This window comes from Caballeronia sp. Lep1P3, assembly GCF_022879595.1.
GTDB lineage: Bacteria > Pseudomonadota > Gammaproteobacteria > Burkholderiales > Burkholderiaceae > Caballeronia.
On record NZ_CP084265.1, the window covers coordinates 2,282,928 to 2,309,330 of the forward strand.

20 protein-coding genes are annotated in these 26,403 nt (G+C 65.2%); 14 read left to right on the forward strand and 6 right to left on the reverse strand.

Annotated features, from left to right (window positions below):
* The first annotated feature begins 117 nt into the window (after positions 1–117).
* From LDZ27_RS10720 to gstA, 8 genes are all read left to right on the forward strand, one after another.
* The gene (locus LDZ27_RS10720; protein WP_244814065.1) at positions 118–942 is read left to right on the forward strand and encodes a helix-turn-helix transcriptional regulator; all 825 of its coding nucleotides are present in this window, start codon (positions 118–120) and stop codon (positions 940–942) included.
* A 66-nt stretch (positions 943–1,008) separates the two neighbouring features.
* Positions 1,009–2,412: an argininosuccinate lyase gene (gene argH, locus LDZ27_RS10725; protein WP_244814066.1), complete on the forward strand. Its 1,404-nt coding sequence runs from the start codon at positions 1,009–1,011 to the stop codon at positions 2,410–2,412.
* Between the two features lie 253 nt (positions 2,413–2,665).
* Positions 2,666–3,169 carry a spore coat U domain-containing protein gene (locus tag LDZ27_RS10730; RefSeq protein ID WP_244814067.1) on the forward strand — a complete coding sequence of 168 codons (504 nt, stop codon included), beginning with the start codon at positions 2,666–2,668 and terminating at the stop codon, positions 3,167–3,169.
* Positions 3,170–3,298: 129 nt separating this feature from the next.
* Positions 3,299–4,015, forward strand: a complete 717-nt coding sequence (locus LDZ27_RS10735) for a molecular chaperone (RefSeq protein WP_244814068.1) — start codon at positions 3,299–3,301, stop codon at positions 4,013–4,015.
* A gap of 35 nt (positions 4,016–4,050) precedes the next feature.
* Positions 4,051–6,516 carry a fimbria/pilus outer membrane usher protein gene (locus LDZ27_RS10740; protein ID WP_244814069.1) on the forward strand — a complete coding sequence of 822 codons (2,466 nt, stop codon included), beginning with the start codon at positions 4,051–4,053 and terminating at the stop codon, positions 6,514–6,516.
* A complete protein-coding gene (locus LDZ27_RS10745; protein ID WP_244814070.1) occupies positions 6,497–7,480 on the forward strand; it encodes a spore coat protein U domain-containing protein in 984 nt (327 codons plus the stop codon). The genes LDZ27_RS10740 and LDZ27_RS10745 overlap by 20 nt, the downstream gene beginning before the upstream one ends.
* Positions 7,481–7,580: 100 nt before the next feature.
* Positions 7,581–8,510, forward strand: a complete 930-nt coding sequence (locus LDZ27_RS10750; RefSeq protein WP_244814071.1) for a bestrophin family protein — start codon at positions 7,581–7,583, stop codon at positions 8,508–8,510.
* Between the two features lie 107 nt (positions 8,511–8,617).
* Positions 8,618–9,223 carry a glutathione transferase GstA gene (gene gstA / locus LDZ27_RS10755; protein ID WP_244814072.1) on the forward strand — a complete coding sequence of 202 codons (606 nt, stop codon included), beginning with the start codon at positions 8,618–8,620 and terminating at the stop codon, positions 9,221–9,223.
* 72 nt (positions 9,224–9,295) lie between these two features.
* On the opposite strand, the gene LDZ27_RS10760 is transcribed toward gstA, so the two are convergent.
* The 4 genes from LDZ27_RS10760 to apbC form a co-directional block, all read right to left on the reverse strand.
* A complete protein-coding gene (locus LDZ27_RS10760; protein ID WP_244814073.1) occupies positions 9,296–11,581 on the reverse strand; it encodes an arginine/lysine/ornithine decarboxylase in 2,286 nt (761 codons plus the stop codon).
* A gap of 87 nt (positions 11,582–11,668) precedes the next feature.
* On the reverse strand, positions 11,669–12,238 hold the full coding sequence (gene dcd / locus LDZ27_RS10765) for a dCTP deaminase (protein ID WP_014190693.1): 570 nt from the start codon (positions 12,236–12,238) through the stop codon (positions 11,669–11,671).
* A gap of 163 nt (positions 12,239–12,401) precedes the next feature.
* Positions 12,402–12,941 carry a superoxide dismutase family protein gene (locus LDZ27_RS10770; RefSeq protein WP_244814074.1) on the reverse strand — a complete coding sequence of 180 codons (540 nt, stop codon included), beginning with the start codon at positions 12,939–12,941 and terminating at the stop codon, positions 12,402–12,404.
* 120 nt (positions 12,942–13,061) lie between these two features.
* On the reverse strand, positions 13,062–14,150 hold the full coding sequence (gene apbC, locus LDZ27_RS10775) for an iron-sulfur cluster carrier protein ApbC (RefSeq protein WP_244814075.1): 1,089 nt from the start codon (positions 14,148–14,150) through the stop codon (positions 13,062–13,064).
* A gap of 266 nt (positions 14,151–14,416) precedes the next feature.
* Between apbC and LDZ27_RS10780 the strand changes: the two genes are divergently transcribed.
* Both LDZ27_RS10780 and metG read left to right on the forward strand, forming a co-directional pair.
* Positions 14,417–15,085, forward strand: coding sequence for an OmpA family protein (locus LDZ27_RS10780; protein WP_244814076.1), 669 nt, complete (start codon positions 14,417–14,419; stop codon positions 15,083–15,085).
* Between the two features lie 299 nt (positions 15,086–15,384).
* Complete coding sequence (metG, locus tag LDZ27_RS10785; RefSeq protein WP_244814077.1) at positions 15,385–17,526, forward strand: methionine--tRNA ligase; 2,142 nt, start codon at positions 15,385–15,387, stop codon at positions 17,524–17,526.
* Between the two features lie 67 nt (positions 17,527–17,593).
* Here metG and LDZ27_RS10790 read toward each other — a convergent pair whose 3' ends face one another.
* Together LDZ27_RS10790 and LDZ27_RS10795 are read right to left on the reverse strand one after the other, a co-directional pair.
* Entirely contained in the window at positions 17,594–21,718 is a 4,125-nt protein-coding gene (locus tag LDZ27_RS10790; RefSeq protein WP_244814078.1) for a translocation/assembly module TamB domain-containing protein, read from the reverse strand.
* Between the two features lie 44 nt (positions 21,719–21,762).
* Positions 21,763–23,508, reverse strand: coding sequence for an autotransporter assembly complex family protein (locus LDZ27_RS10795; RefSeq protein ID WP_244814079.1), 1,746 nt, complete (start codon positions 23,506–23,508; stop codon positions 21,763–21,765).
* Positions 23,509–23,997: 489 nt separating this feature from the next.
* Here LDZ27_RS10795 and LDZ27_RS10800 point away from each other — a divergent pair, with 489 nt between their 5' ends.
* The 4 genes from LDZ27_RS10800 to panD all read left to right on the forward strand — a co-directional run bounded on the left by LDZ27_RS10800 (position 23,998) and on the right by panD (position 26,392).
* A complete protein-coding gene (locus tag LDZ27_RS10800) occupies positions 23,998–24,186 on the forward strand; it encodes a DUF3460 family protein (protein ID WP_244816121.1) in 189 nt (62 codons plus the stop codon).
* Between the two features lie 71 nt (positions 24,187–24,257).
* Complete coding sequence (locus LDZ27_RS10805) at positions 24,258–25,085, forward strand: ScpA family protein (RefSeq protein WP_244816122.1); 828 nt, start codon at positions 24,258–24,260, stop codon at positions 25,083–25,085.
* Positions 25,086–25,157: 72 nt separating this feature from the next.
* Positions 25,158–25,991, forward strand: a complete 834-nt coding sequence (gene panC, locus LDZ27_RS10810; RefSeq protein WP_244814080.1) for a pantoate--beta-alanine ligase — start codon at positions 25,158–25,160, stop codon at positions 25,989–25,991.
* Positions 25,992–26,005: 14 nt separating this feature from the next.
* Positions 26,006–26,392, forward strand: coding sequence for an aspartate 1-decarboxylase (gene panD, locus LDZ27_RS10815; RefSeq protein ID WP_244814081.1), 387 nt, complete (start codon positions 26,006–26,008; stop codon positions 26,390–26,392).
* The last annotated feature ends 11 nt before the right edge of the window (positions 26,393–26,403 follow it).

Here is a 26,403-nt window from a genome sequence, read left to right on the forward strand (position 1 = left end):
ATGTCTTGTCTACAAGAGGCCGCAGCGCCGGCCTGCCGCTACAATAGGCGCCTCGTTGTACCGGTACAAGTTGAGCAGTTATTCTGGTATCGAAAGCACCTGCCCTTCGACATTCGCATGAGCCACACCGATAACAAACCGGCCGCGTCGCCGGCCGAGTCGCCGGCGGAGACGTCCGCGCGCGCGCTCGGCGATTTCATCCGCACGCACCGCGAACGGCTTTCGCCGCTTTCCGTGGGCTTGCCGCCCGGCCCGCGCCGCCGCACGCCGGGACTGCGCCGCGAGGAAGTCGCGCAACTGTGCGGCGTGAGTCCGACGTGGTACACGTGGATCGAACAGGGCCGCCCCGTCTCCGCTTCCGCCGATGCCCTCGCGCGCATCGCCGTCGCGCTGCAACTGTCGCGGGCCGAACGCGCGTATCTCTTCGAATTGGCCGCGCAGCGCGATCCCGCCGAACCGGACCCCGCCGCGCAGGACGTGCCCGCCGCGCTTTTGCAGACGGTCGGCTTGATCGGCGCGCCCGCCTACGTGCTCGATCGCCAGTGGAACGCGCTGCGCTGGAATGCGCCCGCCGCCGACTTGTTCGTCGGCTGGCTCGACGGCGAGCACGACCGCAATCTCCTCACCTACACGTTCACGTCCGCGGCGGCGCGCGCGTTGATCGTCGACTGGGAAACGCGCGCGCGCCGTCTCGCCGCCGAATTCCGCGCCGATTCGATCCGCCATCTGAACGATCCGCCCACGCGCGCGCTGATCGACACGCTTTCCGCCGCGAGCGACGCCTTCGCGCGTTACTGGGCCTCGCAGGACGTGTTCGAGCGCGAAGGCGGCGAGCGCGCGTTCGATCATCCGTCGCGCGGACGCGTGGTCTTCAATCAGATCACGTTCAAGCCCGCGCATCGGGAGGACCTGAAGCTGGTTATTCTGGTCGGGTCCGAATAGTGTGAAATGTTAAAATTGTCGCCTTCCTGAAGCCCTCCCGAAGCCCGAACCGCCGGAAAAATCACGATGACGTCCCAACTCCACAAAAAAGGCGAAGCCTGGTCGGCTCGCTTCTCCGAGCCGATGTCCGAGCTCGTCAAGCGCTACACGTCGTCGGTGTTTTTCGACAAGCGGCTCGCGCTCGTCGACATTCAAGGCTCGCTCGCGCATGCGTCGATGCTCGCGGCGCGGAAGATCATCGGCGCGGACGATCTCGCGGCCATCGAGCGCGGCATGGCGCAGATCAAGGGCGAAATCGAGCGCGGCGAGTTCGAATGGAAGCTGGATCTCGAAGACGTGCATCTGAACATCGAGGCGCGGCTGACGGCATTGATCGGCGATGCGGGCAAGCGCCTGCACACCGGCCGCTCGCGCAACGACCAGGTCGCGACCGACATCCGCCTGTGGCTGCGCGGCGAGATCGACCGCATCGGCGGCCTGCTGAACGACCTGCGCGGCGCGCTCATCGACATGGCGGAGAAGCACGCCGACACCATCATGCCGGGCTTCACGCACTTGCAGGTCGCGCAGCCGGTGACGTTCGGGCATCACCTGCTCGCGTATGTCGAAATGTTCGCGCGCGATGCCGAGCGCATGCGCGATTGCAGGAAGCGCGTGAACCGTCTGCCGCTCGGCGCGGCGGCGCTCGCGGGCACGAGCTATCCGATCGACCGCCACGCGGTGGCCGCCGCGCTCGGTTTCGACGGCATCTGCGCGAATTCGCTCGACGCCGTGTCCGATCGCGACTTCGCAATCGAATTCACGGCGGCCGCTGCGCTCGTCATGACGCACGTCTCGCGCTTTTCCGAAGAACTCGTGCTGTGGATGAGCCCGCGCGTCGGCTTCATCGATCTGGCGGACCGCTTCTGCACGGGTTCGTCGATCATGCCGCAAAAGAAGAATCCCGACGTGCCCGAACTCGCGCGCGGCAAGACGGGCCGCGTGAACGGGCATCTGATGGCGCTGCTCACGCTCATGAAAGGCCAGCCGCTCGCGTACAACAAGGACAATCAGGAAGACAAGGAACCGCTCTTCGATACCGTCGATACGGTCGCGGACACGCTGCGCATCTTCGCGGAAATGGCGGCGGGCATCACGGTGAAGCCGCAGAACATGCGCGCGGCGGCGCTGCAAGGCTTCTCGACCGCCACCGATCTCGCGGACTATCTCGTGAAGCGCGGCCTGCCCTTTCGCGATGCGCACGAAGCGGTCGCCCACGCGGTGCGCATCTGCGACGATCGCGGCTGCGACCTCGCGGATTTGTCGCTGGAAGCCATGCGCATCGAGTTGCCGAACGTGGCGCATCTCATCGGCGAGGACGTCTTCGACTATCTGACGCTCGAAGGCTCGGTCGCGAGCCGCAATCACCCGGGCGGCACCGCGCCGGATCAGGTGCGCGCGGCGGCGAAGGCGGCGCGCGAAGCGCTTTGAACGCGCTTCTCTGCCGTGATGCCTGTCGAAGGCGGTCCGCTCGGGCCGCCTTTTTTTTCGTCACGACACACGGCGCCTTCACTGCTTCAGTTTCGTGAACAGAGCAGTCAACGTTTCGGAGCGTTGCTTGAGATTCGTCTCATTCAACTCCGATCTACATCTCAATAAGCTGTGCGGGTCGCATCAAGGCATTGCAAACGGCCAGAAAGACAGCCGTGACGCACCGTTCACCGTTTATCGAGAGATCGTTTCAATGAAGAGTACCTTCACGCACATCGCCGCCGCAGCAGTAATGGCCGCCGCCATCGTCGTTTCGCCGAGTTCGTTCGCGGGCAGCAAGACGGCTTCGTTTCAGGTTTCGCTCACCATCCAGAACGACTGTCAGATCAGCGCGAATCCGCTCAGTTTCGGCACGACGGGCGTGCTTGCGAACAACATCGACCAGTCGACGAACCTGAGCGTGACCTGCACGACGGGCACGCCGTACACCGTCGCGCTCGACGCGGGGACGGTGTCCGGCTCGACGATCGCGCAGCGCAAAATGGCCAACACGGCAGCGACAGGCCAGGTGCAATACAACCTATATCTCGATGCCGCGCGCACACAGGTATGGGGCAACACGATCGGCACCAACACGGCTTCCGGCACCGGTAACGGCGCGGCTCAGACCCTCACCGTCTACGGCCGCGTGCCGACGCAAGCGACACCCGTTGCGGACAACTATCTATCGACGGTCACGGCCACCGTCGCCTTCTGAGCGGCGGCGACCGGCAACTGCGCCACCGACTCCCGGCTACCGACGCCCCGCCCACGCGCGGGGCGCTTGCGTTAACAGCGAAGAAACATTATCCGTGGACGTCATCGAATGTCTCATAGCGGGGGTCGCATGCAGATCACGCTCGCGCGCGCAAGAGCCGTCCTGTTCGCGCTCATCTGCGGGTCGTCGCTGTGTTTCGCGGCATCGTTGCAGATTTCGCCCGTCTCCATTCAGCTTCATGCAAACGAAGCCGGCCAAGTCATCAATCTGCGCAACGCCGGCGACCAGGCCATTCATGCGCAAGTACGGGTCTTCACATGGGATCAGGCCAACGACGAAGACCATCTCGAACCGACTCGCGATCTGCTTGCCAGTCCGCCCATCGCCGAAGTGCCGGCTGGCGGCGCGCAGGTCATCCGTTTGATTCGCACCGGCCAGGAAACGGCGACGCAGGAGCGCGCGTACCGGCTGTTGATCGACGAGTTGCCGACGACCGACGCCGCATCGCAAGGCGTGCAGTTTCGCTTTCGCTATTCCGTGCCGCTGTTCGTCGAGCCGGACGGCAGTAGAGGCACATTCGATTTGAGCTGGTCGATCATCGAGAAGAACGGCCAGCCCTTCTTGCGGGTCGCGAACAGCGGGACGGTTCATGCGCGATTGAGCGCGGTATCGCTCGAAGTGAACGGCGCGAGCGTGCCGATCGCCGCCGGACTGCTCGGCTACGTGCTGCCGGGACGCGCGCGCGTGTGGCCGCTCACCGGGGCCGCGCGCGGCAACGCCCGCGAAGTATCGGCGACGGTCAACGGCAGCGCCCTCAAAGCCTCGCTGACCCCGGCCGCGCGCTGACGCGTCGCGCGCGACGCGACGCGAGGCTCGCTGCGATGAGCATACGATCCGTCACGTGCGGCAGGCGGCGCCAGCGGCGCCGGTGGATGGCGCCGGGCGCGCTGGCGCTTTCGGCGGCATGCCAGCCGACCCTCGCGCAGTTGACGGGTCCAGCGGACGCACCGGCCTTCCTGCCGGCTCCCGCTTCGCAAAACGTTTCGCAAGACCAGACGCTGGTGCTCGAAATCGTCATCAACGGCACGCATACGGATTCGCCGTCCGCGTTCGAGTTGCGCGGCGGCCAGTTGTACGCAGAGCCGCAGACGCTGACCGACGCGGGCCTGCGCATCGAGGACATCCGGCCGGGGCCGGACGGCTGGATCGCGTTGTCGTCCATTCCGGGGGTGCGCGCGACCTACGCGATCGCGCAGCAACAAGCCGTGCTGGACGTGACGACGGAACGGCAAGTGGCGCGGCGCATCGGCTATGCGATGCCGGCGGTGCCGAAGGCGACGCCGGGCACCGGATTCGTGCTGAACTACGACGCGACCTATCAGCGTTCGATGGGCACGGCATCCGGCAGCCAATTGGGCGTCTGGAGCGAACAGCGGCTCTTCACGCCGTTCGGCGTCTTCGACAACACCGGAACCTGGCTCGACGGAACCGGCGCCAATCGCTACACGCGGCTCGATACCAACTGGACGTATTCCAACGCTACGACGCTTTTCTCGATGACCGTCGGCGATGCGATCTCCGGGTCGCTGCCCTGGTCGCGGTCGGTGCGTTACGGCGGCATTCAGATCCAGCGCGATTTCACGCTGCGGCCCGATCTCATCACCTATCCCCTGCCGATGTTCGCGGGCTCGGCCGCCGTGCCGTCGGCGGTCGATCTGTACATCAACGGGCTGCGCCAGTACAACGGCAACGTCCCGCCGGGGCCCTTCCAGATCGCGCAGCGGCCGAGTCTTACGGGCGCGGGCGTCGCGCAGGTCGTCGTCACCGATGCGCTCGGACGCCGCGTGACCACGAGCGTGCCGCTCTACGTCGATACGCGCCTGCTCGCCAAAGGGCTTTACGATTATTCGATCGACATCGGCTTTCTGCGCGAGGATTACGCGCTGCGTTCGTGGTCCTACGATTCTTCGCCGATATTCAGCGGCAGCTTCAGCTACGGCGCAAGCGACTGGCTTACGCTCCAGGCGCACGCCGAAACCGCGAAGAACCTGCGCAACGGGGGCGCGGGCGCGGTGCTCCGCCTGGGCGACGCGGGCGTGGTGAATCTGGCCGCGGCCGGCAGCAACGGCGCGGGATCGACGGGCGGGCTGGCGAGCATCGGGTATCAGTACATCGGCCCGCGCTTCTCGGTGAACTTGCAAGGCGCGCACGCGACGCCGGGCTATCGCGACATCGCATCGCTCGGCGGCGGAACGATCTTCGAGCATCTGTATCAGGCGAGCGTATCGATGTCCTTGCTGGACCGGCAGTCGGCGACGCTCAGCTACATCGACTCGAAAGACGAGTTCACGGGCGCGGCGCGCGTCGTCACGCTCGGCTATAGCGCACAGCTCGGGCGGCGCTGGTCGCTGTTCGCGAGCGTCTATCGCGACTTCGCGCAACGCAACGTGTATGGCGGCTCGGTCGGCATCACGTTCGCGCTGGGCGCAAGCACGTCGATGACCGCGACGGTGTCGCAATCGGGCGGTCATGCGAGCGCCGAAGTCAACGCCTCGCGCCCCGCCGATTTCAGCGGCGGCTGGGGCTGGGCCGTCCAGGGCGGCGCGGGCGCGCAATATCGGCATGCGTTCGCCGGGGCCAACTATCGCGCGAGCTTCGGCGACTTCTTCGCGACCGCGCAACGCTTCAATGGCGTCACCACGACGACCGCGCAGGCCGCCGGCGCGCTCGTCGTGACGAACGGCGCGGTGCTGGCCTCGCGCACGCTCGCGGACAGCTTCGCGCTCGTCGCCACGGACGGCGTCGCGAACGTGCCTGTCTTGCAGGAGAATCGCCTGATCGGCGAGACCAATGCGCGGGGCTATCTGCTGACGCCCGATCTGCTGTCGAACCAGCGCAACCAGCTGGCGATCGATCCGCTCGCGCTGCCCGCCGACGCGATGATCGACCGCACCCGGCTCGAAGTCGCGCCGCAGCGGCGCTCGGGCGTACTGGCGCGCTTCGGCATGCGGCGCTACGAAGGGGCGTCAGTGCGTTTCGTCGATGACGACGGCAAGCCGCTTCCCGCAGGCAGTGTCGCGACGGTGACGGCGACGGGCGCGCAAGCCGTCGTCGGATACGACGGCATTGCGTTCTTCGAGCGGCTCGACGCGAACAATGCAATCACGATCAGCGGCAAGCATGCGGACTGCGACGCCAGCGTGCCCTTCGATCCGGCGAGCGCAAGCACGATGCCGCAGCTCGGACCGATCGTTTGCCGCGCGCGCGACAGAAGGCGGGGTCGTGATGCGTCGCGGCGCCGCTTCCTGTCACTCGTGGAGGAACACCATGCCGGGAATCAGCGGTAGCCGCAGGCGCGCGTGCCTGCGTGTGCTCGTGCTGTGCCTCCTGTCGTGGCTCGCGCCCCGCGTCGCCCTGGCGCAAAGCTGCGTGTTCACGGCAAGCAACATCGCGTTCGGCAACGTCAGCACGCTCAATGGCGGGCCGACGGACGCCGTCGGAACGATCAACGCCAACTGCACCGGCTATTCGACGCCTTACGTGCGGCTGTGCATGAGCCTCGGCAAGCCGGTCGGCGACGCGTGGACGCAGAAGTATCTGCCCGGACCTTCGGGTCAGCAGATCGCCTACAACATCTTCTCCGATCCGACGCATCAGACCTTGTGGGGCTCGTATTATTCGTCCGGCAACCCGCCGCTCGTCAGCGTCGATCTGCCCGTGACAGGCGGAAACGCATCGACCTCGCTGACGATGTACGGGCGCGTCAGCGGCGGCCAGACGAATCTGCCGGCAGGCAGTTACTCGCGCGTGTTCGCCACCAGCGACACGATGTTCGTCTACGTCGGCTATACGGGCACGCCGCCTAACTGCATGGCGACGAATTCGCCTGTCTTCACAGCGGGGTTCACCGTGACGGCATCGGTCATCGCGGATTGCAACATCGTCGCGCAGCCGCTCAACTTTCCCGCTGCGGGGGTGCTGAACCAGCCGGTGCGGGCCAACACGACGCTGCAAGTCACCTGCGTGAGCGGCGCGCCGTACACCGTCGCGCTCGATGCGGGAACGACGCCTGGCGGCACGGTCGCCTTGCGCAAACTCACGACCGCAGACGGCAAGACGGTCAACTATCAGCTTTACCGCGACGCTGCCTGGACGCAGCTTTGGGGCGACGGCACGCTAGGGACGAGCACCGGCGCCGGCACGGGAAACGGCACGCCGCAAACGCTCACGGTGTACGGTCAGGTACCCGCGCAGACGTCGCAACCGGCTGGCACGTACACGGACACGGTGACCGCGACGGTTGGTTTCTGATCGCGTCCGCGCATTCGAAAAGCGAGCACGCGCAGGCCGGGCGTCGTGCATCGCCCGTCATTTCCGGGATAATCTCGGAACCGTTCCGTAGCCATTCGACATGATCATTCGCCCGAAGCTGCACTGGTTCCGCATGCTGTTCGTCTGGCGCGGCTCCGTGCTGCCGCAATTGTTGCCGCGTCTCGCGCTCATCTTTGCGCTCTCCGTCGCGGCGATCTTCATGCACGACCACATGCGGCACTATCCGATCGGCCTCGGCACGCCGCCGTTCGCGCTCGTCGGCATTGCGCTCGCCGTCTTTCTCGGCTTTCGCAATAGCGCGAGCTACGACCGCTGGTGGGAAGGCCGCAAGCTGTGGGGCTCGCTCGTCATCACGGCGCGCTCGCTCGCGCGCCAGGCGCTGTCGATGCCGCATCCGCGCGATGCCGCCGGCACGCGGCAGTTCATCGCCGCGATCGGCGCGCTGGCGCATGCGCTGCGGCATCAGTTGCGCGGCACCGACGCATCCGCCGATCTCGCGCCGCGCCTGCCGCCGGAACTGAACGCGCGCGTGGCCGCCGCGCGGTACAAACCGGCGCTGATTCTGCTGTGGCTAGGCGAATGGGTCGCTGGCCGGAAGCGCGAAGGCGCGCTCGACGGCTACGCGATGCTCGCCATCGACGAGAACCTGAACGCGCTGTCGTCGGTCATCGGCGGATGCGAGCGGCTCACGTCGACGCCGCTGCCCTTCTCCTACTCGGTGATGATCCACCGCACGATTTATCTCTTCTGCGTGCTGCTGCCCTTCGGTCTCGTCGATGGCGCGGGTCTGCTCACGCCGCTTTTCGCGCTGCTCGTCGCGTATGCGTTCATGGCGCTGGAGGCGATCGCCGCGCAGATCGAAGACCCGTTCGGCCTCGAAGAGAACGATCTCGCGCTGAATGCCATGTGCGACACGCTCGAAGCCGCGCTGCACGACATGGTGGCCGATCCCGCGTTCGAGCGCGCGCCCGCGCCGCCGTCCGCCGCGCCGGGCTACATCCTCGACTGAGGCGCTGCTGTGCTCGCTTCAAGACACAGTTAATTTCAACGGCGCGCGTGCGTCATCGGCGCAATCTCAGTCATAATTTCTCGCGGTTTTTTCACGGAGAATCTGACTTGAAACTGTTCTACAAAGCCGGCGCGTGTTCGCTTGCCTCGCATATCGTCCTCGAAGAATCGGGCCTGCCTTATGAAATCGAAGCCGTCGATCTCAAGACGAAGCTGACCGCGAGCGGCGCGGACTTCACGGCGATCAACGCGAAAGGCTACGTGCCGGCGCTGCAACTCGACAACGGCGAAGTGCTGACCGAAGGCCCGGCCATCATGCAGTACATCGCGGATCAGGTGCCGGCCAAGCATCTCGCGCCGCTCGCGGATGCGATGTCGCGTTATCGCCTGCAAGGGTGGCTGACGTTCATCGGCACCGAACTGCACAAGAACTTCACGCCGTTCTTCAACCCGGCCGCCTCGAGCGACTGGAAAGCGGCTGCGATGGCCAATCTCGAGCGCCGCCTCGCCTACGTCGCGAAGCACCTCGACGACAAGCAGTACATTCTCGGCGACGAGTTCGGCATCGGCGATGCGTACCTCTTCACCGTGCTCGGCTGGGCGACGTTCATCGATCTCGATCTGAACAAGTGGCCGGCGCTTCCCGCGTATCAGGCGCGCGTGGGTGCGCGCGCGTCGGTGCAGGCGGCGATGAAAGCGGAAGGCTTGCTGTAAGCGCCGCGCGTTTATCGGGCAGCCAAAAGAAACGGCCCTCGCGGGCCGTTTTCTTTTGGAGCAAGCGGAACGTCAATCCCGCACGCAATCGACGAAATACTCGATGCGCCCGTTGATCATCTCGCCGACGAGCCCGTGGATATCCGTATGGAAGCCGGGGAAGCGCTCGTTGAATTCGCGCGCGAAGCGCAAATAATCGACGATCGTGCGATTGAAACGCTCGCCGGGAATCAGAAGCGGAATGCCCGGCGGATACGGCGTGAGCAGAATGCTCGTCACGCGGCCTTCGAGTTCGTCGATAGGCACGCGGTCGATCTCGCGGTGCACGAGCTTCGCATACGCTTCGGACGGCTTCATCGCCGGCTCCATGCTCGACAGGTACATCTCGGTCGTGAGCCGCGCGATGTCGTTCGCGCGATAGACGCTGTGAATCTGCTCGCACAGATCGCGCAGGCCGATGCGCTCATACGACGGATGCTGCGCGATGAACTCCGGCAGCACGCGCCACAGCGGCTGGTTGTTGTCGTAGTCGTCCTTGAACTGCTGAAGCTCGGTGACCATCGAGTTCCAGCGGCCCTTCGTAATGCCGATCGTGAACATGATGAAGAACGAGTAAAGCCCCGTCTTCTCCACGATGATGCCGTGCTCGGCCAGATACTTCGTGACGATCGCGGCCGGAATGCCGCTTTCGCCGAACTCGCCGTCCACATCCAGCCCCGGCGTGATGATCGTCGCCTTGATCGGGTCCAGCATGTTGAAGCCTTGCGCGAGCGCGCCGAAGCCGTGCCAGCGGTCGTTCGGCTTCAGCATCCAGTCCTCCCGGTCGCCGATGCCCTCGTCCGCCAGCGCGTCCGGGCCCCAGACCGTAAAGAACCAGTCGTCGCCGTATTCGGCATCGACCTTGCGCATCGCGCGGCGGAAATCGAGCGCCTCCGCGATCGATTCCTCGACGAGCGCCGGACCGCCCGGCGCTTCCATCATCGCGGCGGCGACATCGCACGACGCGATGATCGCGTACTGCGGCGACGTCGACGTATGCATCAGATACGCCTCGTTGAAACGATGGCGGTCGAACGTGCTGTTCTCCGAGTCCTGCACGAGAATCTGCGACGCCTGCGAAATGCCCGCGAGCAGTTTGTGCGTGGAGTGCGTCGCGAACACGAGCGCGCCGGTGCGCGGGCGGCCCGCGCCGATGGCGTGCATGTCCTGATAGAACGAATGGAACTCGGCGTGCGGCAGCCACGCTTCGTCGAAATGCAGCGTGTCGAGCATGTCGCCGAGCAAGTCCTTGATCATTTCGACGTTGTAGACCACGCCGTCATACGTGCTCTGCGTGATGGTCAGGATGCGCGGCTTCACCTTCGGATTCTTCGCGAGCGCCTCGCGCGCGAACGGATTCGCCTCGATCTTCCGGCGGATGTTCTCCGGCTTGAACTCGTCGCGCGGAATCGGCCCGATGATGCCGAAGTGATTGCGCGTCGGCGTGAGGAACACGGGAATCGCGCCCGTCATCGTGATCGCGTGAAGGATCGACTTGTGGCAATTGCGGTCCACGAGCACGATGTCGCCCGGCGCGACGGTTGCATGCCACACGATCTTGTTCGACGTGGACGTGCCGTTGGTCACGAAGAAGAGATGATCCGCGCCGAAGATGCGCGCGGCGTTGCGTTCGGACGCCGCGACCGGGCCGGTGTGATCGAGAAGCTGGCCGAGTTCTTCCACGGCATTGCACACGTCCGCGCGCAGCATGTTCTCGCCGAAGAACTGGTGGAACATCTGCCCGAGCGGATTTTTCAGGAACGCGACGCCGCCCGAGTGCCCCGGACAGTGCCACGAATACGAGCCTTCCTCCGCGTACTGCACGAGTTCCTTGAAGAACGGCGGCGCGAGGTTGTCGAGATAAACCTTCGCCTCGCGGATGATGTGCCGCGCGACGAACTCCGGCGTGTCCTCGAACATGTGGATGAAGCCGTGGAGTTCGCGCAGGATGTCGTTCGGCAGATGGCGCGACGTGCGCGTTTCGCCGTACAGGAAGATGGGAATGTCGGCGTTGCGTCGGCGCACGGCCGTGACGAACGCGCGCAGCGCGACGATCGCCGATGCAAGCTCGGGCGTGTCGCCTTCCACGACGACGTTGTCGGCGTAGGGCAAAAGCTCGTCGTCGTCGATCGACAGGATGAAACACGACGCGCGGCTCGACTGCTGCGCGAACGCGGCGAGATCGCCGTAGCTCGTCAAGCCGAGCACTTCGGCGCCTTCGCCCTCGATCGCCTCGGCCAGGGCGCGGATGCCGGAACCCGAGATGTTCTCGGAGCGAAAATCTTCGTCGATGATGACGACGGGAAAACGGAACTTCATGAGGCGAATCTCCAAATGGAACGACCGCTGCCCGAGCATCGGATCAGCGGTCTTTCAACTGCGTGCGCGTGTCTGACGATGCGAGGCTCAGGTTTTCGGCAGCGTCACGCCGTGCTGCCCCTGATACTTGCCGCCGCGGTCGGCGTAGGACGTCTCGCAGATTTCATCGCTTTCGAAGAACAAAACCTGCGCGACGCCCTCGTTCGCGTAGATTTTGGCGGGCAACGGTGTCGTATTCGAGAATTCGAGCGTCACGTAGCCTTCCCATTCCGGCTCGAACGGCGTCACGTTGACGATGATGCCGCAGCGCGCGTAAGTGGACTTGCCGAGACACACGGTCAGGCAAGAACGCGGAATGCGGAAATATTCCACCGTTCGCGCGAGCGCGAAGGAATTGGGCGGGATGATGCAGACATCGCCCTTGAAGTCGACGAACGATTTCTCGTCGAACGCCTTCGGGTCCACGATGGTCGAATTGATGTTCGTGAAGATCTTGAATTCGTCCGCAACGCGGATGTCGTAGCCGTAACTCGACGTGCCGTAGGAGACGATCTTGCGGCCGTCCTCGGCCACGCGCACCTGATCGCGCACGAACGGCTCGATCATCTTGTGCTCTTCGGCCATGCGCCGAATCCACTTGTCGGACTTGATGCTCATAGGGGACGCTACCCAACGTTTGAGGCGTGCAGCGGCAAGAATCGCGCGGCTGCCTGCCTGCGGTGAAACGGCGCATGGCCTTGGCGCGGCCAGACGAAAATTCGAACCGCGTATTTTACGCGAATGACGCCCGCGGGGAGATCGGCCGTCCGGACGATGCGCGCTAGCGCCGGATCACGCCGCACGCAAGCGCCGGACCCACGTTGTGCGGACTCGCTGCGTAGGGGTCGGTGGCTTCGCGATGAAGCATGATGGCGCGCGAGATGACCGAGCGCACGCCGTCGAGCGACACGTCCGTCGCGACGATGAAGCCCGTGGCCGAGCCGGTCGCGTCGGCGTGAATGTTGCCGAGCTCGCCTTCGACGCGGCTGCTCGCGCGCCGGCGATCGGAGGGCAGCGCGAAGACAGGGCTCGCGTCGCCGTTCACCGCGATGCAGTCGCCGCGCTCGTGAACTTCCAGCGCGTGATCGCTATTGGGCGGCATGTCGGTGAGGCTGTAGGACACCTGCACGCCGTCCGCGCGCTCGATGAGCGTGATCGTGCCGCGCGCCGTGTTGCCGGGCGTGGGCGTGAGCGCGGCGTCCGCGCGTTTCTCGTGATTCTGGAAGATGATGCCGCAGCCGCCCAGCAGGACGCTGCACGCGGCGAAGGCCAGCAAGGCGAACCGGGCGAGGCGCGAGCGCCCGTCGAATCTGTCTCTCATGCGATCCTCTCGGCGGCCCGCCGACGCCCTGTGCGTCGACGCTGCCGCGGCTCGAAGGCGACATGATACCGCGAGCCGCACTGCACAAGGCTCGCGGGAAACGGGCTCTCTTGCCGCGGATCAGGTGTTCTGAACGACGATGCTCGGGAACTTCGCAGTCATGTCGCGTTGACGCTCGGCCACCGCGATCGCGACGCGGCGCGCGATCGCGCGATAGGTCTCCGCGATGCGGCTTTCGGGCTGCGATACGACGGTCGGCTGGCCTGCGTCGGTGCGCTCGCGGATCGAGATGTCGAGCGGCAGGGAGCCGAGAATCTCGACGCCGTATTCCTTCGCCATGCGCTCGCCGCCGCCCGCGCCGAAGATGTGCTCTTCGTGGCCGCAGTTCGAGCAGATGTGCGTGCTCATGTTCTCGACGATGCCGAGAATCGGAATGCCGACCTTCTCGAACATCTTCAAGCCCTTCTTCGCGTCGAGCAGCGCGATGTCCTGCGGCGTCGTGACGATCACCGCGCCCGTCACCGGCACTTTCTGCGACAGCGTGAGCTGGATGTCGCCCGTGCCCGGCGGCATGTCGACGACGAGGTAATCGAGGTCCTTCCAGTTCGTCTGCCGCAGCAGTTGCTCGAGCGCGGACGTGACCATCGGGCCGCGCCAGACCATCGGGTTATCCTGCTCGATCAGAAAGCCGATGGAATTCGCCTGAATGCCGTGGCCTTCGAGCGGGTTCATCGACTGATTGTCGGGCGATTCGGGACGGCCGGAAATGCCGAGCATCATCGGCAGCGACGGGCCGTAGATGTCGGCGTCGAGCATGCCGACCGACGCGCCTTCCGCCGCGAGCGCGAGCGCGAGGTTCGTCGCCGTCGTGCTCTTGCCGACGCCGCCCTTGCCCGACGCGACCGCGATGATGTTCTTGACGTTCGGCAGCAGCTTCACGCCGCGCTGCACGGCATGCGCGACGACTTGCGAAGAAACGTCGACGGCGGTATCGGTGACGCCAGGCACCTGACGAAGCGCGTCCGCCACCAGCTTGCCGATCAGCGCGAACTGCGTTTTCGCCGGATAGCCCAGCACGACGCTCACCGACACCTTGCCGCCTTCGACCGACACGTTGCGGATGCTTTTGGAATCGACGAACTTGCGGTTGGTGTTCGGATCGGTGAGGGTGGCGAGTGCGGAATCGATCCGCGCGCGGTCAATGCTCATTGAAACTCCATGGAACGGCTGTTGCTTCCGCCGTGCGTCGCGGCGCAACAAACTGAAGAAATTGAAAGTATTTGTTAGAGGCCGTTGCGCGCGAGTCGCTTCGCGCTGCACTATCCCGCTGCTATTGTTTTTCCGGGGACGCATCGCAGCGGGCAGCCGGCCGCGTCTCTCAATATTGTAGAGGCTCGCCCGGAAGCCCGTCCGAAGACCCTTTCGCACTGTCGGCGCAAAAACGTCGAACGCTTGTTGAATCAAAGGAGATCAAAATGAACACGAAGTTGTTGACCCGCTTGTCCGCCCAATTGACCGTTTTCGCTGTCGCGGGCGCGCTCGTCGCAGGCTGCGCAAGCCAGCAAGGCACCAACACGGCCGTCGGCACGGGCGTCGGCGCGGCGACCGGCGCCGGCATCGGCGCGATTTTCGGCGGCGGCAAGGGCGCGGCCATCGGCGCGGCGACGGGCGCGGCGGTCGGCGGCATCACCGGCTACAACTGGCAGGCGATCCGCAACAAGATTTCGGGCGATTCCAAGGGCACCGGCACGCAAGTGACCGAGCAGCAGGACGGCTCGCTCAAGGTCAACATCCCGAATTCGATCTCGTTCGACACCAACAGCTACGCGATCAAGCCGTCGTTCGATCCGGTTCTCAACTCCGTCACGCAAACGTTGCAGCAGCACCCGGAGCTGATCGCGAGCGTCGTCGGCCACACGGATAACACCGGCACGGCCGCGTACAACCAGACGCTGTCGCAGAACCGCGCGCAGAGCGTGGCGTCCTACATCTCGTCGCACGGCGTTCCGGCGCAGCGTCTGTCGGCACAGGGCATGGGCCAGAACCAGCCGATCGCCGACAACGCCACGGAAGCCGGCCGCGCGCAGAATCGTCGCGTGGAGATCTATCTGCGCGCGACGGCGCAGCCGGGCCAGGTGCAGTAAAAGCTGCGACAAGCGTGTGCCGCCGCCGTTTCCAATGCGCGTGAAAAATATTTGAAACTCGGCGGCGCGGCGCGTGTCTGTCGTTACGGTAGGTGCGTGGCTGGGCCATCGCCTGCCATTCTCCTCTTGTCGTTGTTGCTCCGGGGCCCGATTGAGCCCCGGTTTTTTTTGCGCGCGCGGTTTTGCCCGCCGCAGCCCAACGCCCGTCGCGCCGCGTTGCCCGGCGCATCGCCCCGCCCTGCTAGAATCGACATTCCCCTTTTTCACCCACCCCAGCTCTTCCTCCGGGCCGCGCCTCCATGTCAGCACCGATTTCCGCCACTGCCGCCGCATCACCCGATCAGGGCGGCCGCCGCCAGATCCTCGTCACGTCCGCGTTGCCGTATGCGAACGGCCAGATTCATATCGGCCATATGGTCGAATACATTCAGACGGACATCTGGGCTCGGACGCTGCGAATGCACGGCCACGAGGTCTACTACGTCGGCGCGGACGATACCCACGGCACGCCCATCATGCTGCGCGCCGAGAACGAAGGCATCACGCCGAAAGCGCTGATCGAACGCGTCTGGAAAGAGCACAAGCGCGATTTCGACAGCTTCGGCATCTCGTTCGACAACTATTATTCGACCGACGCCGAAGAAAACCGCGTGCTGTGCGATTCGATCTACGGCGCGCTCAAGGAAGCCGGCCTGATCGACGCGCGCGACATCGAGCAGGCCTACGATCCGGTCAAGGAGATGTTCCTGCCCGACCGCTTCATCAAGGGCGAGTGCCCGAAATGCGGCGCGAAAGACCAGTACGGCGACAACTGCGAGGTGTGCGGCTCCACCTATCAGCCGACCGAGCTGAAGAACCCGTATTCGGTCGTCTCGGGCGCGACGCCCATCCGCAAGACATCGACGCATTACTTCTTCCGCCTGTCCGACCCGCGCTGCGAAGACTTCCTGCGCGGCTGGGTCGGCGGTCTCGCGCAGCCGGAAGCCACCAACAAGATGCGCGAATGGCTGGGCGACAAGGGCGAAGCGAAACTCGCCGACTGGGACATTTCCCGCGATGCGCCTTACTTCGGCTTCGAGATTCCGGGTGCGCCGGGCAAGTACTTCTACGTCTGGGTCGATGCGCCCGTCGGCTATTACGCGAGCTTCAGGAATCTGGCGGATCGCATCGGCGTGGACTTCGATGCGTGGGTGAAGCCGGATTCGAAGACGGAGCAGTATCACTTCATCGGCAAGGACATTCTGTATTTCCACACGCTCTTCTGGCCCGCGATGCTCCAATTCTCCGGCCATCGCACGCCGACGAACGTGTTCGCGCACGGCTTTCTGACCGTGGACGGCGCGAAGATGTCGAAGTCGCGGGGCACGTTCATCACGGCGCAGAGCGTGATCGACACGGGCCTCAACCCCGAGTGGCTGCGTTATTACTTCGCGGCCAAGCTCAACAGCACGATGGAAGACATCGACCTGAATCTGGAAGACTTCCAGGCGCGCGTGAACAGCGATCTCGTCGGCAAGTACGTGAATATCGCGAGCCGCGCGGCGGGCTTTCTCATCAAGCGCTTCGACGGCCGCGTGCAGGACAGCGCGATGCAGCATCCGCTCATCGCGCAACTGCGCGGCGCGATTGCGCAGATCGCGGCGTATTACGAATCGCGCGAATACGGCCGCGCGCTGCGCACGACGATGGAACTCGCCGATGCCGTCAACGCCTACGTCGATACCGCGAAGCCGTGGGAACAGGCGAAAGATCCGGCCAACGCCGTCGCGCTGCATGAGACGTGCAGCGTGAGTCTCGAAGCGTTCCGCCTGCTGTCGCTTGCGCTCAAGCCGGTGATGCCGAAGCTCGTCGAATCTGTCGAGGCTTTCCTTGGCATCGCGCCGCTCGTCTGGACCGATGCCGACCGTCCGCTGTCGTCGGCGCACGCGATCAACGCGTACAAGCATCTGACGACGCGCGTCGACCCGAAGCAGATCGAAGCGCTGCTCGCCGCGAACCGCGAGTCGCTGCAACCGGCGGCGCCGCAAGCCGCGGCCGCATCCGCGCCCAAGGCGAGCGCCAAGAAAGAAGCAAAGCAAGAAGCAAAGCAGGAAGAAGCCGGCGTGATCGCCATCGACGATTTCGCGAAGGTCGATCTGCGCATCGCGAAGATCGTCGATTGCAAGGCGGTCGAAGGCTCCGACAAGCTGCTGCAACTGACGCTCGATATCGGCGAAGAGAAGACGCGCAACGTGTTCTCCGGCATTAAGTCGGCGTATCAGCCGCAGGACCTGATCGGCAAACTCACGGTGATGGTCGCGAATCTCGCGCCGCGCAAGATGAAGTTCGGCATGTCCGAAGGCATGGTGCTCGCCGCTTCCGCCGCCGACGAAAAAGCCGAGCCGGGCCTGTACATTCTGGAGCCGCATGGCGGCGCGAAGCCGGGCATGCGCGTCAAGTAAGCGGCATTCGCCGGGCGAAACGAAGGGCACGCGGGGCAACCGCGTGCCCTTTTTGCTTTTCTGCGCGCTAGTCGTTCGGCTCGAATTCCACGGACGACGCCCCCGCCGGCGCGCTCGTCGATGCCGAAGTCGGTTGCGCCGCCGACGACGAACCGCGCGTTGACGACGAAAAGAGCCGCATCCACGAGTTGAATCGCCGTGTGTACGACAGATCGACGCCCTGATACGTGCCGCCATACGCCGTCACCGACCAGAAGCGCGAGAGGCTGAGTGTCGCCTTGATCGCGTTGCTCGCCGATTGCAGCCCTTGCTCGTAGCCGAGCACGAGCCGCTCGTTGATCGCCTTCGAGATCAGCACGACCTGCGGGTCGGTCAGCCCGACTTCGCTCGAACCGATGGAGAACTCGTCGAGTCCGAACGTCTGCGCGATGCGCTTGCCGCTCGAACCGCCGAGCAGCGCGAGCGCGCTCGTCATGGCGCTCTGCTGGCCGATGTTGTTGCCCTGATCCGTGCCGTGCCCGAAGAGCAGCCACGACAGCTTTTCGTTGTCCGGCACGTTCGGCTCCGAAATCAGCTTCGCCACCGGCGACTGAACGGTGCCCGTCACCTGCACGCCCGCTTCGATTTCCTGATTGCGCCGCATCGCGAGAATGTTCAGCCCCGGATTCGCCACCGGCCCGTTGAACGTGAAAAAGCCGTTCTCGATGTTGAGCTTGCGCCCGAACGCCGTGTAGGTGGAACCCGGCGTCACGCGCACGTTGCCGACCGCGCGCAGCGGCATGTTCGGCGCGCTCGTCGCCGTGATCGTCCCCGCGAGCCCGAGGTCCGCGCCCGCGCCCTTGAAGCGGAATCGCTGCCCGAGATCGATGTCGACGTTCGCGCGCGGCGTGAACGGCCCGACCGGTTTCTCGGTTGCCGCGACCATCTCCTTGCCGTTTTCGCCCTTCACGGTGCCGTCGGGACGCACGATCACGACGTCGTCGCCGAGCGAGGGCGCGGAGCTTTCCGGCAAGTCGAAGAGCGCGTGATCGACCGTGAACTTGCCGTTGATCGCCATGCCGCCTTGCAAGCCGGCGTTCGCGATGCTCGCGCTGCCCGAGAGCATCAGTTCGCGATCCGGCGACGCGAAGAGTTCCAGCTTGTCCGCGATGATGCTCGCGGTCAGATCCGGCTGCTGCTGGTCGAGGCGCACCTTGCCGGTCGCGCGCAGCGTGCCGCTCGCGCCGTGGAACTCCACTTGCCGGAAATCGACGAGATTCTCCGACAGCGCGATGCGGATGATGCCGTCCTTCAGTTGCACGCCCTGATCGACGACCGTTGCGGAAACATTGTCGCCGGTGAGCGATCCCGACAAATTCGGCTTCGCGACGATGCCGGCGATCGTCAGCTTGAGCGCGAGCCTGCCGCCGAGCAAATAGTTCGCGCCGAGGAGGCCGCCCGTCGTGCGAAGTTCGGGAATGTTCGCGTCGATGGCGCCGGAAAGCGGCGCTTCGTCGGCCACGGTCAGGATGCCGTCGCGTGCGACGAGCGTGGTGTGCACGTTCGCGTCGATGGCCCCGATGCGGCTTGCCTGCGCGTGCAGCGTCGCGTTCAGGCGGTTGCCGCCGGTGAAATCGGCGCGCGCGGCGATATCCGAAATGCCGAGCGCCGCGACGCCGCGCGTGCCGTCGAAGGTCACGTCGCCGCCACGCCGCCTGAGCTGTGCGTAGCCGGTCGCCGTCGCGCCGAGCGAGAAGTTCCAGTCGCCGTCGAAAATGAGGTCGGTGCGGATCGACGCTTCCTCGCCGGTCATTTCGCGCCGCACGTCGAGCAAACGCGGCACGGAGAGATTCGTGAGCGTGCCCGCCGACTCGATCCGCCCGTTTTCCAGCGCGAACGACTTCAGATTCAGCGCCGCGCCTTCCGCGACGAGCCGCGTCGCGCCGAGCACGATGCGCTTCGGCCCATAACTCACCGACAGCGGCGATTCGAGATTCACCGAAGGCGTGCCCTTGTTCGATAGCTTCGTGATGGTGCCGTCCCAGTGCGGGCCGTCGGGCGCGTCGGTGAACTTGCCGTTCGCGTCGAGCGCGAGATTCACGGGCTGACCCTGCACCTTGCCGGTCGCGGTCACGCCGAGCGTGTGATGCATGCGCGTGCCGTTGAGATTCGCGTCGAGCGCGGCCACTTCGACGCCCGATGCGCTCGCGTCGCGCGCCTTCAGCGTGAAGACGAGCGGACCGTTCGCGCCATCGCGGATATCGGCGCGGCCTTCGGCATGACCGAGGCGATTCGCGCCGAACACGACGCCATCGGCCTGATAGTTCGCCGCCACGTTCGGATGCGCGAGCGAGCCGGTCAGATCGCCGTCCGCTTTCACCGCGCCCGCGAGCCCGAAGCCGAGCCGTTCGAGACGCGGCGCATCGACGCGAAAGCGCAGCCGGTCGCCCGCCGCGCCGAAGCTGCCGTTAAGTTCGACATCGTTGCCCGCCACCGAGAGCTTGGCCGCGCTCGGCAAAAGGCGCGTGCCGGCGACCTGCACGGTTCCCGCGCCGGTGAGCGGCAGGTTGTCGTACATGCTGTCGTCGAGCTTGAAGGTGGCCTTGGCCGTGAGCGTCGGCGCGAGCATGCCGGACGCCGCGAGCGTGCCGTTCACGCGCGCGTCGATTGGGCGCGACGCCGCGGCTTTCTTCGGCGCGGGTTTTTGCGCGACGAGTTGCTGCGTGAGCAAAAGCGGATTGAAGTCGATGAATTTCGCCTTCACGTCGTAGCTCGAATGCGCGTCTTTCTTGAGCGCCCCGCTCGCCTCCACGCGGCCCTTTCCGACGACGAGCTTCACGGCGTCGAGCGTGGTCGCTTTCGGGTCGAGCCGGACCTTGGCCTGCGCGCGAATCGCCGCTTTCGGATCGTTCAGATCGACGCTGATGTTCTGCGTGTCGCCGGCGAGCGCGACGTTGACCGGCCCCGCGAAATCCGTCGGACGCACGCTCGATTCGATGGCGTTCAGATCGAGCCTCGCCACCTTGAGATCGAACTGGCCCTTGCCGCCCGCGAGCGAGCCGCCGCCCGTGATCGTCGCCTGCCTGAGCAGCCGCACGTTGAGGTCGGTGATGCTTTGCGCCGATGCATCGAGCCGCACGTTGGCGCGCGCGTCGACGAGCGGCAGGAGCTTCTTGTCGATGGAACCGGGCTTCGCGTTGACGATCGACACCGGCCCGCTCACGACGAACGCCTTTGAATCCGGCACCGGCTTCACTTCAGCGCGCACGGCGAGGTCCGCGGCGGGCGCGCCCGCGTTGAACGCCTGCGGATTGATGTGATCCGCCGTGACGATGGCGAGCTTGAGCGGGACATCGGCGAAGGGCGTCGCCTCGACGTGCGCGCGGCCCGCGAGCTTCATGCCGCTCGCATCGACATCCGCGATCAGGTCTTCGAGCGAGCCGGACAAGCGCGCGCCCACTTGCACCGCTTCGCCGTTCAGCTTGCCTGCGTAGCTGGCGTCGCCGGTAAGCGGAAATGGCCGCGCGCCGCCGTCGAGCTTCGCCGCCGCCGTCACCGAGCCGAACGGCGTTTCGAGGCGCTGGACCGTCGCCTCGTGATGCCGGCCGTCGCTGCGCCCGTTGAACAGCAGGCGCGAGAATTCGGTCGTCGTCGTGCCCTGATGCAGCCGCAGCTTTTCCACGCTCAAATCGCGGATCGCAAGCTGGATCGGCAGCCGCAAATCGTTCGGCAATTGCGTCTTTTTGCTCGGCTCGTTCGATGGCGCGATGCGCGCGTCGATCGTTCCGACATGCAGATAGTCGATGGTGAAGCGCAGCGGATCGCGCGTGAGCGCCCAGCGCCCCGACACGCTGTCGATGCCGATATCCGTGCCCTTGCCGTCTTTCCAGCGCACGTCGCGAAGCTGCAGGCCGGTCGCGATCGCGCCGCCGTCGAGCGTGCCCGCGAGCCGTCCGCCGAGCAGCGACGTCGCCGCCTGCCACGCGTAGCGCGTGCCGCGCTCGGTCGTCAGCGCGAAGAGGACCGTTCCGAGCGCCAGCACGACGATCAGCACCACCGCGAGCACGAGCGCGCCGAGCCAGCGCAGCACGCGCCGCCCGCCGCGCGGACGCTGCGGGGTGGGCGGAGTAGGCGGAGTCTCAGGGCCTCGCGGCGCGCCGTTGCCGGCCGGCCCTTCGCTCGGGTTCGGTTGGGTGTTCGAGTCCGTCGTCATGCGTTCCTGATGTTCACATTCGCTCCGTACCGCGTCGGTCGCGCTCAGAACGCGATGCCGAGCGTCAGATACGGCTTGATGCTCTTGTTCCTGAGTCCATACGCGAGATCCACGTTGACCGGCCCGACCGGGCTGCGCCAGCGCGCGCCGACGCCCACGCCTGGCTGGAACACGCGCTCGCTCCAGGTGTCGGTGGCCGTGCCGATGTCGAAGAACACCGCGCCGCCCCAGTCGTGCGTGAACCAGTGCTGATATTCGCTGCTTCCCGTCACCATGTACTTCGTCGGAAGGATGGAACCCGCCACGTTGTTGCCGATGCTCAAATAGCTATATCCGCGCACCGAATTCGCGCCGCCCGCGCGAAACAGCAGCGACGCGGGCACGCCGCTCGATGGCCCGCTCGTGAACACGCCGCCGAATTCCGCGCGAAACACGAAGAGATCGTTCTTGCCGAGCGGCAGATATTGCTGGGCGTTGGCGTAGAGACGCGCGAAGGTCTGATCCGTCATCACGTTCTTGACGGCGAAGCCGGCCTCCGCGCGAATTACGTTGCCGCGGCGCGGAAAGAGCGGATCGTCGACATCGCGGCGAACCCACGTCCACGCGGGCACGAGCGCGCGCGCCGTCGACGGATTCGGCTCGTTCTGCGTGAGGCGGTCGTCGTAGAACGTGAGCGAGTAAGTGGTGTCGATGTTCTGCGTCGAGCGCGAGCGCTGCACGCCGACCCGCGCGCTGTAGATGTTCGTGTCCGATACCTCGGTGATCGTGTACGAGCCGAACACCGCGTTGACCCAGCCGTGCGAGTCGGGCGGCATGGCCAGTTGCACGCGGCCGTATTGCTGCGTCTGGTCGAGCCGGCCGGAGACGGTGAACGGGTACGCCGCGCCGAACGTGTTCAGATAACTGTAGGCGCCCTGAACGTGAAAGCCGGTATCCGTCGCGTAACCGACGCCGTAGCGCATGCTGTTGTACGGATACTCGCTCACCTTGATATGCAGCGGCGTCTCGATGGGTTTCGTCACGTCGTTGTCCGCGTCGATCGCGACGCTCGCGTAATACGGCGTGTTCTGCACTTGCCGCTGAAGCTCGTTCACGCGGGCGATGTCGTAAATATCGCCTTCGTGGATCGGATTCACGTTCTCGATGATCTTGCGCGGATAGCGGTTCGTGCCGCTGATATCCAGTTTGCCGAAGGTGAAGGTGGGACCGCTATCGAACGTGACGGACAAATCCGCGATATGCGTGCGCGGATTGATGCGCGCCTGCGAGCGCGCGATTTTCGCGCCCAGATAGCGGCGCGACTGCAGCGCCCGGAGCGCGGCGTTCTTGGCGTCGTCCCACGCGGCTTGCGAGAAAGGATCGCCCTCGTTGATCGAAAACGCGAAACGCGCCGCGTTTTCCTGCGCGCGGTCTTCGGTCGTGACCGCGCCGGTGAAATGAAGCTGCACCGACGCCACTTTCGTCCGCGGACCCGGATCGACGCTCACCTTCACCGAGCGCTTGTCGCCCGAGCCGGTCACGTCGGTCCGCACGACGGGCGTGAAGTAGCCCTCGGTGGCGACGAGATCGCGGACGTCCTTCGGCGTGGCCGTGACGAGGAACTGGAACTGGTCGTCGCTTACGTCGTCGCGCTTGGCGAATCGGGCGAGATCCAGGTGATCCTTCAGGAGTTTCCTGACGTCGCGCGGCGCGTCGATGTCCACGTCGTACTTCGCGAACGCCGGCGATGCGACCGCAAGCGCGGCCAGCGCCGCGAACGCCGCACGCCCCGCATACGCGCCCCGGCTCAAGGCCGCGCGCTCCGGGCGGATGCCGTGCGAGGGCGCGGACGGTTTCGTCGCGCGCCATCTTGCGGCCAGGCCGCGCAACGCGCGCAGCGAATCAAACGAACGCCCCGCCAAACGTGACCTCCGGCATCGGGAAAAGTGTGGGAGTTGCAAGCTTATGCGGGTCCGCGCGTGCGAAATCTCGTGCGAGATGTCATGCGGAAAAGCGCGTGGAACGGCGCAGGCGCTATTTCACCACATCGATACGCGCCGGCGACGTAAAAAAGCCGCATCCGGGACGCGGGCCGTGCGGCGTTGGACGGCGCGCGCCGCGCCGGGTTCCAGGCGAACGCTCACAAACGCTCACAAACGCGCATAAAGGCGCATTAAGCCGCCGCCGCCGTGCGCGGATATGCGCGACGGCGCCGAGGCTTGCGGTAAAATTCGCGACGAACTCGCGGCACGCCGGGCGCGCCGCCATCCACCGAACCGCATCGAATCAACGGAAGCCGGATCATGTATCAGTCGGACATCACGCAGTTCATCAACCAGTTGAAGACGCAGAAGCCCACGCTCGAAGCCGAGCAGCGCCGCGGCCGCGCGCTCCTGTGGGACAAGCAGCCGGTCGACCTCGACGAGCGAGACCGTCAGCAAACCTCGCGCGTGAAGCAGACGCCTTACGTGTACTACCAGAACTTCTGAACGTGAGCGCCGGCCACGAGCCGCAAGCCTCGCGCGCCGACGCCCGCGAGGAAGCGCGCGAAGATCGCGACGTGGCGCTCGCCGCCCCCGCGACCGATTCGACGCCCGACACCATCGACGGCGTCGCGATCGCGCATCTGTACGGCGAGCCGCTCTGGAAGCTGCCGACGGACCTCTACATTCCGCCCGACGCGCTCGAAGTCTTTCTCGAAGCGTTCGAAGGCCCGCTCGACCTCCTGCTCTACCTCATCCGCAAGCAGAACTTCAACGTGCTCGACATTCCGATGGCGGATGTCACCGCGCAGTATCTCGGCTATGTCGACCAGATTCGCCAGTCGAATCTCGAACTCGCGTCGGAATATCTGCTGATGGCGGCCATGCTCATCGAGATCAAGTCGCGCATGCTGCTGCCGGTCAAGAAGGCCGACACCGGCGAAGACGCCGAAGATCCGCGCGCGGAACTCGTGCGGCGGCTGCTCGAATACGAGCAGATGAAGCTCGCGGCGCAGCGCATCGACCAGTTGCCGCAGCTCGGGCGCGACTTCCTGCGCGCCGAGGTGTATATCGAGCAGTCGTCCGTGCAGCGCTTTCCGGACGTCGACATGAACGACCTGCGCGCGGCGTGGGCCGACGTCATCAAGCGCGCGAAGCTCGTGCAGCATCACAAGATTTCGCGCGAGGAATTGTCCGTGCGCGAGCACATGAGCATCATCCTGCGCCGGCTGCAAAGCGCGCGCTTCATGGAATTCACCGAGCTTTTCGACACTTCGCGCGGCGTGCCGGTGGTCGTGGTGAACTTCATCGCCATGCTGGAGCTCTCGCGCGAATCGCTGATCGAAATCACGCAGGCCGAACCGTATGCGCCCATTTACGTGCGGCTCTCGTACTCTCCCGCCTAGAATTCGCTTTTCCCCTCACACTTTCCCCGGGGCGAGCGCATCAGGCGCCGCCCGCCAGGAGACACCCGCTCGATGAAAGTCATCAGCTCGATCCATGAACTGCGCGACCAGTTGCGCGGCCAGAACCGAACCGCCTTCGTTCCGACGATGGGCAATCTCCACGAAGGCCATCTCTCGCTGATGCGCCTCGCGCGCCAGCACGGCGATCCCGTGGTCGCGAGCATCTTCGTGAATCGCCTGCAGTTCGGCCCGAACGAAGACTTCGACAAATATCCGCGCACGCTTCAGGACGACATCGACAAGCTGCAGAGCGAGAACGTCTACGTGCTCTTCGCGCCCACCGAAACCGACATGTACCCGGAGCCGCAGCAATACCGCGTGCATCCGCCGCACAATCTCGGCGACATCCTCGAAGGCGAATTCCGCCCGGGCTTTTTCACGGGCGTGTGCACGGTCGTGATGAAGCTGATGTCGTGCGTGCAGCCGCGCGTCGCGGTGTTCGGCAAGAAGGACTACCAGCAGTTGATGATCGTGCGGCAGATGTGCCACCAGTTCGCGCTGCCGACGGAAATCATCGCCGCCGAGACCGTGCGCGACGCCGACGGCCTCGCGCTTTCGTCGCGCAACCGGTTCCTTTCCGCCGACGAGCGCGCCGAGGCGCCGCAGCTCGCCGCGCAATTGCAGCGCGTGCGCGAAGCGGTGCTCTCGGGCAAGCGCGATATCGCCGCGCTCGAACGCGAAGCGATGGACGCGCTCGCCGCGCGCGGCTGGAAGCCCGACTACGTGAGCGTGCGCAAGCGCTCGGACCTGATCGCCCCGGGCGAGGCGGACGCGAACGCGCCGCTCGTCGTGCTCGCCGCCGCGAAGCTCGGCGCGACGCGGCTCATCGACAATCTGGAAATCTGAAGGAAGTCTGCATCATGCAACGCACCATGCTCAAATCGAAGATTCATCGCGCGACGGTCACGCACTGCGAACTGCATTACGAAGGCTCGTGCGCCATCGACGAAAATCTCCTCGAAGCGGCGAACCTGCTCGAAAACGAGCAGATCGACATCTGGAACGTGAACAACGGCGAGCGCCTGACCACTTACGCGATCAAGGGCGAGCGCGGCAGCGGCATGATTTCGCTGAACGGGTCGGCGGCGCGGCGCGCGCAACTCGGCGATCTCGTCATCATCGCGGCGTTCGCGCAAGTGGATGAGAGCGAGATTGCGGCGGGCTGGAAGCCGAACCTCGTGTTCGTGGATGGCGAGAACCGCATCAAGGGCAGCCGCGATCACGTTCCGACGCAGAACTGGACGTAATCCATCTGCTT

Coding starts and splice junctions, on each gene's coding strand:
- LDZ27_RS10720 (WP_244814065.1), top strand. CDS start 118: ATGAGCCACACCGATAACAAACCGGCCGCGTCGCCGGCCGAGTCGCCG.
- argH (WP_244814066.1), top strand. CDS start 1,009: ATGACGTCCCAACTCCACAAAAAAGGCGAAGCCTGGTCGGCTCGCTTC.
- LDZ27_RS10730 (WP_244814067.1), top strand. CDS start 2,666: ATGAAGAGTACCTTCACGCACATCGCCGCCGCAGCAGTAATGGCCGCC.
- LDZ27_RS10735 (WP_244814068.1), top strand. CDS start 3,299: ATGCAGATCACGCTCGCGCGCGCAAGAGCCGTCCTGTTCGCGCTCATC.
- LDZ27_RS10740 (WP_244814069.1), top strand. CDS start 4,051: ATGAGCATACGATCCGTCACGTGCGGCAGGCGGCGCCAGCGGCGCCGG.
- LDZ27_RS10745 (WP_244814070.1), top strand. CDS start 6,497: ATGCCGGGAATCAGCGGTAGCCGCAGGCGCGCGTGCCTGCGTGTGCTC.
- LDZ27_RS10750 (WP_244814071.1), top strand. CDS start 7,581: ATGATCATTCGCCCGAAGCTGCACTGGTTCCGCATGCTGTTCGTCTGG.
- LDZ27_RS10760 (WP_244814073.1), bottom strand. CDS start 11,581: ATGAAGTTCCGTTTTCCCGTCGTCATCATCGACGAAGATTTTCGCTCC.
- dcd (WP_014190693.1), bottom strand. CDS start 12,238: ATGAGCATCAAGTCCGACAAGTGGATTCGGCGCATGGCCGAAGAGCAC.
- LDZ27_RS10770 (WP_244814074.1), bottom strand. CDS start 12,941: ATGAGAGACAGATTCGACGGGCGCTCGCGCCTCGCCCGGTTCGCCTTG.
- apbC (WP_244814075.1), bottom strand. CDS start 14,150: ATGAGCATTGACCGCGCGCGGATCGATTCCGCACTCGCCACCCTCACC.
- LDZ27_RS10780 (WP_244814076.1), top strand. CDS start 14,417: ATGAACACGAAGTTGTTGACCCGCTTGTCCGCCCAATTGACCGTTTTC.
- metG (WP_244814077.1), top strand. CDS start 15,385: ATGTCAGCACCGATTTCCGCCACTGCCGCCGCATCACCCGATCAGGGC.
- LDZ27_RS10790 (WP_244814078.1), bottom strand. CDS start 21,718: ATGACGACGGACTCGAACACCCAACCGAACCCGAGCGAAGGGCCGGCC.
- panC (WP_244814080.1), top strand. CDS start 25,158: ATGAAAGTCATCAGCTCGATCCATGAACTGCGCGACCAGTTGCGCGGC.
- panD (WP_244814081.1), top strand. CDS start 26,006: ATGCAACGCACCATGCTCAAATCGAAGATTCATCGCGCGACGGTCACG.